The organism is Paracoccus fontiphilus (assembly GCF_017356265.1).
Taxonomy (GTDB): Bacteria; Pseudomonadota; Alphaproteobacteria; order Rhodobacterales; family Rhodobacteraceae; genus Paracoccus; species Paracoccus fontiphilus.
The window spans coordinates 1-10,511 of sequence record NZ_JAFNAW010000091.1 but is presented as its reverse complement, the minus strand read 5'-3'; the positions used below and the strand labels follow the sequence as shown (position 1 = coordinate 10,511).

The window sequence follows — 10,511 nt, the reverse complement described above, 5'->3', positions numbered from 1 at the left end:
CGCCGCTGGATCGTGGTGGCCCGCCTGGGCCGGCTGGCTGGCCGCGCGGTCGGGGGCCGGGTCCGCGGTGCCCGGCCTGGGCGCGCCTGACAAGGGTTATCCGCTGCTGGGCGACGCGCCGGGCAGCTATGTCTTCCAGCGATAGGGACAAGGCCGCCGTCCCCGCCGTTGCGGAATGCGGGGATTGGCGGCATGATCTTGATCCTGGGTGCTGCGCTTGGCTGGATCGGGGATCAGCTCGACCCGCGCGGTTTTGCCGCCATGGCCATTCCACGGACGAGGAGCGCATCATCGTCGAAAAGTCGAAAAGGTGCCGCCCCGGACCCCGACGCCGATCCGTAGCCGACCAAGGTCGTATTGCCCGGCCTTTCGCCGTTCCCGCCAATGGGGGGATGACCGAGCGAAATCATGGTGAGGGCAAGCCGTCACCCAGCCGAAAGGAAGACCCGATGCCGAAGCGCGCCATCCTGGTCGTGGACCTGCAGAACGAATACTGGCCCGGGGGGAACTATCCCCTCCAGGGGATCGAGGCCGCCGCCGCCAATGCCGCCCGCGTGATGGATCACGCCCGCGCCAAGGGCGATCTGGTGGTCAACATCCGCCACGAGATGCCGGGCGGACCGATCTTCGTGCCCGGCAGCCCGGGCGTCGACATCAACCCGGCGGTGGCGCCGCAGGGCGACGAGCCCGTGATCACCAAGAACTTCCCGAATTCCTTTCGCGACACGGAACTGAAGGATCTGCTGGACAGGAACGGTGTCGAGGAGGTGGTCGTGGTCGGCGCCATGAGCCACATGTGCATCGACGCCACCACGCGCGGGGCCAACGACCTGGGCTACCGGACGATCACCGTCCACGACGCCTGCGCCACGCGCGACGTGGAGTTCCAGGGCGCCACGACAACGGCACCCCAGGTCCAGGCCGCCTTCATGCACGCGCTGGCCTTTCTTTATGGCGAGGTCGTCAGCACCGACGAACTGCTCGGGCGCTGAAGCGGCGCCGCGGCCGCCGTCGGAACCTCGGGACCGTGCCGGCGCCTGCGACGGGCGCCCGCCTGGCGGTGCCGGACGGGAACCGACAGGCGGCGGCCGAAATTCCTAAGGGCGATGCCGGGCAGATCCCCTGACCGAAGCGACGATCAGAGGTGCCCATGACCGATCCCGTTCCCCCCTGTGTCGAGGCGCTGGCCCTGCTTCGCGGCCTTGGCGCGGACGACAGGGTCCTGCATGTCGCGCGCGACGAACGGACGGCGGCGGCGTTGGCCGCGTTCCTCCGCGGCGCCTTGCCAGGGCGGCGGGTCCTTTTGCTGCCGTCCTGGGATTGCCTGCCCTTCGACGGCGCCTCACCCACGCGGGATGCGATGGGCCGCCGCATGGCCGTCCTGTGCAAGCTGCGGGACGGGCGGCCCGGCGATGTCGTGGTGACGTCGCTTGCCGTGCTGATGCAGCGCCTGCCGCCCCTTCAGGCGTTGCGCGGCTTTCCGGTGCGGGTCGGCCAGCCGCTGGACGTGGCCGGGCTGGAGTCCTTTGCCCGCGACGCGGGATACGACCGGGACGACCGCGTGGACGAACCGGGCGAGATCGCCCTGCGCGGCAGCACCATCGAGGTCTTCGCCGGCGGCGACACGCTTCCCTGCCGGATCGCCCTTGCCGAAGGCGAGGTGACGTCCCTGCGCTGCTTCGATCCGGTCACGCAGCGGTCCACCGCCGAGATCGGGCATCTGGAGATCACGCCCGTCACGGAACTGCCGCCCTCGGGCGAGGAATGGGAACGCGGGGCCGAGCACCGGCTGCCCAGGGCGTGGAACGGGCTGGCGATCCTGCCCGACCACATGGGCAAGGCCCGCATCACCGCGTTGCCCGAAACGCTGGACGCCGCCGGGCAGCGCCTTTCCCGGCTGGAGGAGGCGCGCGCCGAGGCCGAGGCCGACGGCGCACGCCCGCTTGCCGCCGACGCCTTGTATCTTGGCCTGAAGGACTGGGAGACGCTGGCCCCGCGCATCGAGCCGCTGCCCCGGATGGACTGGGACGCCGTGCCGAACTTTGCCGCCGCCGGCCGGCCGCGTGCGCGGCTTGCCGCGTTCCTGGCCTCGGACAAGGCGGCGGGGCGGCGGGTCGTCTTTGTCGCGGGCTCTGACACGGATCGGGCGCGTGTCCACCGCATGGTCGGGCAGGCCGACGGCCGTTCGCCCGAACAGGCCGCCGACTGGCCCGCCTGCATGGACCACGACCGCGCCGTTCTTCTGGCCGACCTGGCGGAAGGGGCGGTGACCGAAGATGTCGTTGTCGTCACCGCGCAGGATCTGATGGGCAGCCAGTCCGGGCCGTCGCAGGATCCGCTTGCGCCCGTCCTTGCCCTGCCGTCCCCCGGCTTCGAGCTGGGCGACATCATCGTCCACGAGGATCACGGGCTGGCCCGCCTGGAAGGGCTGGAGCCGCTGGACGCCCGGCATCCCGGACGCGAGGCCATCCGCCTGACCTTCGCCAATGACGAGCGCCTGCTGGTCCCCACCCATGATGCGGGCCGCATCTGGCGCTATGGCACCGCCGATGCGGGCGTCACGCTCGACCGTCTGCGCGGCAGCGCCTGGCAGAAGCGCCGCGCGACGGCGGCAAAGGCGCTGGACCGTCTGGCCGACCATCTGGTGGCGCTGACCCGCGCGCGCGATGCCGCGACGGCACCGAAGCTGGTCCCGCCCGCCCGCGACTTTGAACGCTTCGTGGCGCGCTTTCCGTTCCAGCCGACCCCGGACCAGACTGCGGCGGTCCGCGCGGTGCTGGGCGACATGGCCTCGGGGCGGCCCATGGACCGGCTGGTGATCGGCGACGTGGGCTTCGGCAAGACCGAGATCGCCCTGCGCGCGGCGGCGGCGGCGGCCCTGGGCGGACGGCAGGTCGTCGTCTGCGCCCCCACCACCGTTCTGGCACGGCAGCATTACGACACCTTCCGCCGCCGTTTCGAGCCCCTGGGGATCACCGTCGGGCACCTGTCGCGGCTGGTGACGGGCAAGCCCGCCGCTGCCGTCCGCGAAGGTCTGGCCGACGGGTCGATCCGCATCGCCGTCGGCACCCATGCCCTGCTGGGCAAGGGCGTCACCTTTGCCGATCCCGGCCTGCTGGTCATCGACGAGGAGCAGCGCTTCGGCGCGGCCCACAAGAACAGGCTGCGAAGCCTGGGGCGCGACATGCATGTCCTGTCGATGAGCGCGACCCCCATCCCGCGCACCTTGCAGGCGGCGCTTGTGGGCCTTCAGGATCTGAGCTTCCTGCACACGCCCCCGGCCCGCCGCCGGCCGATCCGCACCCTGCTGGCCGACGATGGCGATGCGACCCTGCGCCAGGCCCTGCTGCGCGAACGGCGGCGCGGAGGGCAGGCCTTCGTGGTCGTCCCCAGGGTCGAGGACATCGCGCCGGTGGCCGATCGCCTGCGACGCCTGCTGCCCGACCTGCGCCTGCGCATCGCCCATGGCGATCTTCCCGCCCGAGAGATCGACGCGACGATGGTGGGATTTGCCGCGGGCGACGGCGACGTGCTGCTGGCGACCGCGATCATCGAAAGCGGCCTGGACGTGGCGCGGGCCAACACGATGCTGATCCTGCGCCCGGCCCTGTTCGGCCTGGGGCAGCTGCACCAGCTTCGCGGCCGGGTCGGGCGCGGCCCGGCGCAGGCCTATTGCTATCTGCTGACCGCCGAGGGCGAGGAATTGTCGGACGATGCGCGCAAGCGCCTGGGCACGCTGCAGGCCATGGACCGGCTTGGCGCGGGCATGGCCATCAGTGCCGCCGACCTGGACCGTCGCGGCGCGGGGGATCTGCTGGGCGACAAGCAGGCGGGCCATGTGGAAAAGGTCGGCCTGGGCCTGTATCAGGAAATGCTGGCCCAGGCCCTGCGCCGCGCCAAGGGCGAACCCGACGCCCCGCCGCCGCCCCAGGTCCCCGGCGAGCCGGGCCATATTCCCGCCGACTACATCCCCGAGCCCGAAACGCGCATCGACCTTTACCACCGCATCGCCCGCGCCGCGAACGCGAACGATGTCGCGCGCCTGAGCGACGAGATCGCCGACCGCTTCGGCCCCCCGCCCGAGCCCCTGGAAACCCTGTTGCGCGCGGCCCAGGTCCGCGCGCTGGCCGCACGGCTGGGGGTGGCGTCCCTCAGCCTGGGTCCCGAGGGGATCGCGCTGGACTTTCACCACGGCATCTGCGTGGAGGACTTCGCGTCGCAGGCCCCCGGGATGGAGGGGCTGACCTGCAAGGACAGGCGCCTGACCCTGCACGATTCCGGCCCGGGCGATCGGCTGGACCTGGCCAACGACCTGCTGGAACGCATGGCGTGACGCCGCCGGGCGGGGGCGATCCATGAAAGGGTGTTGTTCCGGACGTGGCGGGCGGGCGGCAACGGTCGGCCGCGGCGCTCAGTGCCTGAACCTTGGTGTCAGAAGCAGGACCTTGCGGTCGGGCCGTTCCGACGCGGATGCCGCATCGTCGCCGTCCTGCTGCGACGGCCGTTCCTCGATGCTCGGGCGGCTTGCCTGCAGGACATCCAGCATGTCGGGAAAGCCGCTGGCGAGGTCCGGCATCCCGGCGATCTCGTAGGCGGTCTGCCCCAGGCCGGCATAATGCACGATGGTGCCCCCCCGCCGCGTCAGCCGCGCCGCGAAGAAGGCGCAGGAAATGAGGCATTCGTCACCGATCTGCCGCGTCTCGCCCGTCCGGGCGCGCCGCTGCGCGGCATCCATCAGCCGGACGGTCAGCCGGTCCGGGGCGATCGGCCGGTGCATGTAGCGCGCCAGGGTCGAGGCAAGATGGAATTCCAGGTCCGGGGACAGGGCCACCTGGCTTTCCCGCATACCCTCGATGACCAGATCCCGAGCCGCGAAAAGATACGTGTCCATCATGAAAACCCCGGCATCGACATGACCGAAACATTCAGCACCTTGAGGAGATCTTGCCCTGGTCCCGGCCTATTTCAAGCCCCTTGTCGGCTGGAACACGACTGAAATCGCACGACATTGTGCGGCACTTCCGCAGCTGCAGGCGCCCGGCGGCGCGGAAATTCTCCAGGCCGCCCGCTCGACAGCTTTTCCGCGCACGACAACCCTTATGCCGCGCTGTGCCGATCGGGTCGCGCGGGGCCCTGTCAACATCATGGCCGATGCGGTCAAGGTGGCGCCGGGTCCGAAGGGCCGCAACGTGGTGATCGACAAGTCCTTGGGCGCCCCGCGCTGGAGGACGCGGCCCCGGTCGCGGGGCTGCTGATCACCACCGAAGCCATGGACGCCGAAAAGCCCGGCCCGAAAGCGGCGGCCGGCGGAATGCCCGACATGGGCGGCATGATGCAAGGCGTCGCTGCCTTGGAAGGAAGCGGCCGCCCCTGCAAGGAGCGGCCGTTGTCCTGCCAAGCGGGGATGCGGCCGCAAGCCCGGCGGGTTCCGCCCTCAGGGCGCGGCTGGCCGCTCCCTCCTTATTCCCGCCAGTAGGGCGTTGAACACCTCGCCCTGCGCGATCTCCTCGATCGTCCTGCCAAGCTTCGGACGCCAGTTCGGGTATTCCCGGTAGGTGCTCGGCAGGTTCACAGGGCGGATTTCCCCGGCAAGATCCTCAAGCCGAACCGCCATCAGCCGCGACGGGGTGCGGGCCAGATAGCGGTGGACGGCCACCAGGATGTCGAGGGGCGCATACTCGCCGTCGATCGGGACATCGGGCGCCAGAAGGCCCGCTTCGGCCAGGGCGCGGACAAGGTCCCGCCGCTCGGCCGGGCGGGCGTCGGCCTGCTCGCGGGCGGTGTCGGCGCTGATCAGGTCATGTTTCTGGCGCAACGCTACATCCAGGCATCGCCACCATCCCTGGAAGGTCGGAAGGTCATGGGTCGACAGGCAGGCCAGCGCATTGGCGGGGTAATGCTGCGGTGGAAGGAAGCCCCTGCCGTCGCGTTCGAAGAACAGGATGCGGTAGGACAGGATGCCCGCCGCGTCCATCATCTCTCGGAAACCGGGCGGGACGTTGCCCAGATCCTCTCCGATGACGATCGCGCCGCTGTCGTTCGAGGCGGTGGCAAGCGCGCGCAGCATGTCGTCCAGCGGATAGCGCGCATAGGCCCCTTCGGCCGGCGTCGCCCCTTCGGGGATCAGGAACAGCTGCCACAAGCCCATCGCGTGGTCGATCCGGACGGCCCCCGCACGGCGCATGACCGTGCCCATCAGGGTGCCGAAGGGCGCGGCGCGGGTCCGGGCCATCGCAGCGGGCGACAGCGGGGCAAGCGCCCAGTCCTGGCCCTGTTCGTTGAAGTAGTCGGGGGGAGCGCCGATGCTGACGCCCGACAGGACCTCGGGCTGGCCCCAGCTTCCCGATCCGTCCGCGGCCTCGCCCACGGCCACGTCGAGATAAAGGCCGATGGACATGCCTGCCGCCGCGCAGGCGTCCTGGACACGGGCAAGCTGGCGGTCGGTTTCCTCCTGAAGCCAGCGGTGGAAGGCGATTTCCGGCGCCTGGGCCTGTGCGAAGGCCGTGACGGCTGGGCCTTCGGGGTCCTGCCAGTCCTGGGGCCAGCCGCGCCAGCCGGCGCCATGCCCCTCGGCGACCATGCGGGCCGAGACCGCCTCGAACAGGGCATGGCGGTCCAGGTCGGCACCGCCCCGGCGGCGGGTCTTGTCGGAAGCGTCTGGCCTGCCAAGCCCTTCCCAGATCTTGCGAAGGGCGCGCAGCTTGGCGGCCGCGACGGCCGGATAGTCCACCAGGTCCGAATCGCGCAGGTGCGCGATCCCGGCCGCGTCCGCCATGGCAGGGTCGAAGCCCGCGACATGGTCCACGGCGATGTAAAGGGGATTGAGGAACCGCCGGTTCGAGGGCGAGAACGGGCTGCACCGGGCCGGGTCGGACAGGAACATCGCATGAAGGGGGTTGAGGCCGATGAAGCCCGCCCCATGGGCCGCAAGGATGCCCACCAGGACTTCCAGGTCTGCAAGGTCGCCGATCCCCCAGTTGCGGGCCGAGCGAAGCTGGTAAAGCTGCACCGCCACGCCCCATCCCTTTCGTGCGTCGGGAAGATGGCAGCGCACCCCCGCGGGCGCGGCCAGGTCCTGCGGTCGCATCCCGGCATCCGGCCCGAACGCCGCCACCAGGTGTTCCAAGGATCGCTGCGGGACGCGATGGCTGGTGCCGCCCACGCCGTCATAGTTGGGCTGGATGCCCAGCGCCTGCGCCCGTGCCTCGATGTCGTCCATGACTGCCCCGCTTTCCCTGGCGGCTCAAACCTTGCCAGAACGGGCAGGGGTGGCGATTGTTCCCCGCCATGGCGGCTGGCGGACAAGGGCGGGTCATGGCAAGGCGGTTGCCGCCTGCAGAAAGGCGATGCCGGTTCCGCGACCCTGGCGGTCCTGGCAAGGCAGCGTTTCCCGTCAGCAGGGCACGGCGGTGGTGTGCTTGACGCGCCGCAGGGCGAACACGCTGGAGGCGGTGGCGACCGACCGGTGCGCCAGGATGCGGTGCATCAGGATGTCCTCGTAGTCCTTCATGCCCCGCACCACCAGATGCAGCAGATAGTCCCAGTCGCCCGAGATCGAATACACCTCCAGCACCGTCGGCTCGACGGACATCGCGCGCTGGAAGTCCTGCCGGGCCGCCGCGTCCTGGGACCGCATCCGGATCTGGCAGAAGACGTCCAGGTCGCGGCCCACCGCCTCGGGGCTGACCAGCCGCACGGCGGGACCCAGGATGCCCGCGGCCTCCAGCGCCTTTACCCGGCGCCAGCAGGACGCGGGCGAGGCGCTGACCTGGTCGGCCAGGGCCGCGCTGCTCAGCGATCCGTCGCGCTGCAAGGCGGCGAGGATACGTTCATCCAAGGCGTCAAGCTGAATCGGTCCGTTCATGATTGTGGCTTTGAGCGAAAATTCTGTTTCACATTGCCGTCACAGGCGAGGCAGGAAGACAAGCCCCTTCCACCGCATTCTGTCAGGGTTGACGCCAAGGCCGCGCCGGGGAGGGCGCGCAAGGAGGTTTCGCCCATGTCCATCGCCATCAGGAAGACCCTTCAGAACACGCCGGATGCGTCGGTGGACTGGCCCGCCGTCGTAAGGACCCTTGCCCTGTCCCGCGCCCTGGACGACATGGAGGAGACGCGTCTTGTTCCCGAAAGGAACGTTCTCTACCAGTTCTCGGCCCGCGGGCACGACATGGCGCAGATCCTGCTGGCGCAGACCCTGACGGGCCGCCACGACGCGGTCTGCGGCTATTACCGGTCGCGTCCCCTGCTGCTGGCGCTTGGCGTCGATCCGGTCGAGGCGCTGTCCTCCTCCATGGGGCGGGCGGGCGGCTACTCCGACGGCCGCGACATCGGCGTGGTGTTCAACCATCCCAATCCCCATGGCGTCACGGCCCTGCCCATGTGCGGCGGCGTCGGCGCGCAATACACCCCCACCGCAGGCTGGGCGCAGGCCCTGCGCTATCATGCCGAGACGCTGGGCTCTGCCGAACACGGGCGGTCCGTCGCGGTGGTCCTGGGCGGCGACGGGTCGGTGGCCAGCAACGGCTTCTGGGCGGCGCTGATGATCGCCACGACGCAAAGGCTGCCGATGCTGTTCTATGTCGAGGACAATGGCTACGGCATCTCGGTCCCGTCGGTCTTCAACACGCCGGGCGGCGACATCGCGGCGAACCTTGCTTCCTGGCAGGGCCTGGAAATCCTGTCCGGCGACGGAGCCGACCCGGCCGAGGCGGCAGCCCTGACGGCCGCCGCCGTGGCTCATGTCCGCGACACCCGCGGCCCGGCGCTGCTGCGCCTGACCGTGCCGCGTCTTCAGGGGCACAGCTTCCAGGACACCCAGGCCTACAAGCCGCAGGAATTCGTGGCCGAGGAATGGCGTCGCGACCCGCTGCCCCGCCTGAAGGATCACCTTGTCCCGGCAATCATGGACGAGGCGGAATGGGACCGCCTGTCCGCCGATGGCGCCGCCACCGCCGAAGCCGCGCGCGAGGCGGCCGAACGGCGCCCCACACCCGACCCCGAGAGCGTCACCCGCCATGTCTTCTTCGAGGGCGAGATGCAGGGGATGGGCGGGATGCACACGCAGGGCTATGTCGCGCCGCCGTCCGATGACCAGCCGCGACCGGAAGGCCAGCGCATCAACATGGTCACGGCGATCCGCCGCGTGCTGGATCAGGAAATGGCCCTGAACCCCCGCGTGGTGCTGTTCGGCGAGGATGTCGGCCCCAAGGGCGGCGTCCATGCCGTCACCCTGGGCCTGCAGGAGAAACACGGCGCCGCCCGCGTCTTCGACACCAGCCTGTCCGAGGAAGGCATCGTCGGCCGCGCGGTGGGCATGGCCGTGGCGGGCCTGATGCCCGTCCCCGAGATCCAGTTCCGCAAATACGCCGAGCCCGCGACCGAGCAGATCAATGACTGCGGCACCATGCGTTGGCGCACGGCGAACCGCTTTGCCGCGCCCATGGTGCTGCGGATGCCCGGCGGATTCTTCAAGTGCGGCGATCCCTGGCACAGCCAGACCAACGAAGTGGCCTTCATCCACAATCCGGGCTGGAAGGTCGCCGTGCCCTCGAACGCCGAGGACGCGGCAGGGCTGCTGCGCACGGCGCTGCGCGGCAACGATCCGGTCGTGTTCTTCGAACATCGCGCCATGCTGGACCATGTCTGGGCGCGGCGGCAATGGCCGGGCGACGACTACGCGCTGCCCTTCGGCAAGGCGCGGATCACGCGCGCCGGGTCGAAGGCCACGGTGGTCACCTGGGGCGCCATGGTCCCGCGCTGCGAGGAGGCGGCCGAGGGGCGCGACGCCGAGGTGATCGACCTGCGCACCCTGATGCCCTGGGACCAGGACACGGTGCTGGCCTCGGTCCGCCGCACCGGGCGCTGCCTGATCGTCCACGAGGATCTGCAGACGGCAGGCTTCGGGGCCGAGATCGCGGCGCGGATCGCCGACGGGGCCTTCATGGACCTGGACGCGCCGGTGATGCGGCTGACCATGCCCGACATCCCGTCCCCGCACAATCCGGTGCTGCTGGACCACGCGGTGCCCTCGGTCGGCAGGATCGGCACGAAACTGGACGAACTGGTGGGGTTCTGATCATGCATGACGTCATCGTGCCGCTTGAACAGGAAGGCACCACCGCGAAGATCCACCAGTGGTATGTCCAGCCGGGCCAGAGGGTCGCGGTCAACGATCCGCTGGTCGAACTGGAAACCGACAAGGTCACGGTTGAGGTCCCGGCCCTTGTCGCGGGCGTCCTGGCCGAGATCCTGATCCAGCCCGGCGCCGAGGCCAAGCCCGGCGAGGTCCTGGCCCGCATCGACCCAGCCGCCGAGGAGGAGGTGCCGGCAACGAAGGCCGCGCCTGCGCCCGAACCCGGCCCGGTGCCGGGCAGGGCGGTCGAAACGCGCCACTCGCCCGCCGTCCGCAAGGCCCTGGCGGAAACCGGGCTTGATCCCGAAGGCATCACCGGCACGGGCCGCGACGGGCGGCTGACGCGCGACGACGTCCGGTCCGCCGCCAGGGCGCGTCC

Annotated in this window: 8 protein-coding genes; 5 read left to right on the top strand and 3 right to left on the bottom strand. The window is 70.4% G+C overall.

Going from position 1 to position 10,511, the window contains the following annotated elements; all coding sequences use genetic code 11:
- The first annotated feature begins 192 nt into the window (after window positions 1-192).
- From J0F76_RS18830 to J0F76_RS18820, 3 genes are all read left to right on the top strand, one after another.
- Window positions 193-342, top strand: coding sequence for a hypothetical protein (locus J0F76_RS18830; protein ID WP_207471860.1), 150 nt, complete (start codon window positions 193-195; stop codon window positions 340-342).
- A 107-nt stretch (window positions 343-449) separates the two neighbouring features.
- The gene (locus tag J0F76_RS18825; protein ID WP_207471859.1) at window positions 450-992 is read left to right on the top strand and encodes a cysteine hydrolase family protein; all 543 of its coding nucleotides are present in this window, start codon (window positions 450-452) and stop codon (window positions 990-992) included.
- A gap of 158 nt (window positions 993-1,150) precedes the next feature.
- Window positions 1,151-4,333 (top strand): DEAD/DEAH box helicase, encoded by a 3,183-nt coding sequence (locus J0F76_RS18820; RefSeq protein WP_207471858.1) that lies wholly within the window; start codon window positions 1,151-1,153, stop codon window positions 4,331-4,333.
- Window positions 4,334-4,411: 78 nt separating this feature from the next.
- Here the strand turns inward: J0F76_RS18820 and J0F76_RS18815 are convergent, their stop codons facing one another.
- The 3 genes from J0F76_RS18815 to J0F76_RS18805 form a co-directional block, all read right to left on the bottom strand.
- Complete coding sequence (locus J0F76_RS18815; RefSeq protein ID WP_242690420.1) at window positions 4,412-4,891, bottom strand: hypothetical protein; 480 nt, start codon at window positions 4,889-4,891, stop codon at window positions 4,412-4,414.
- A 543-nt stretch (window positions 4,892-5,434) separates the two neighbouring features.
- Entirely contained in the window at window positions 5,435-7,219 is a 1,785-nt protein-coding gene (gene malQ, locus J0F76_RS18810) for a 4-alpha-glucanotransferase (RefSeq protein ID WP_207471853.1), read from the bottom strand.
- A 174-nt stretch (window positions 7,220-7,393) separates the two neighbouring features.
- Window positions 7,394-7,864 carry an Lrp/AsnC family transcriptional regulator gene (locus tag J0F76_RS18805; protein ID WP_207471851.1) on the bottom strand — a complete coding sequence of 157 codons (471 nt, stop codon included), beginning with the start codon at window positions 7,862-7,864 and terminating at the stop codon, window positions 7,394-7,396.
- Window positions 7,865-7,999: 135 nt separating this feature from the next.
- Here J0F76_RS18805 and J0F76_RS18800 point away from each other — a divergent pair, with 135 nt between their 5' ends.
- Both J0F76_RS18800 and J0F76_RS18795 read left to right on the top strand, forming a co-directional pair.
- Window positions 8,000-10,075 carry a transketolase C-terminal domain-containing protein gene (locus tag J0F76_RS18800; RefSeq protein ID WP_207471849.1) on the top strand — a complete coding sequence of 692 codons (2,076 nt, stop codon included), beginning with the start codon at window positions 8,000-8,002 and terminating at the stop codon, window positions 10,073-10,075.
- Window positions 10,076-10,077: 2 nt separating this feature from the next.
- Window positions 10,078-10,511, top strand: a 434-nt coding sequence (locus J0F76_RS18795; protein ID WP_207471846.1) for a biotin/lipoyl-containing protein, incomplete at its 3' end; no start/stop codon positions are given.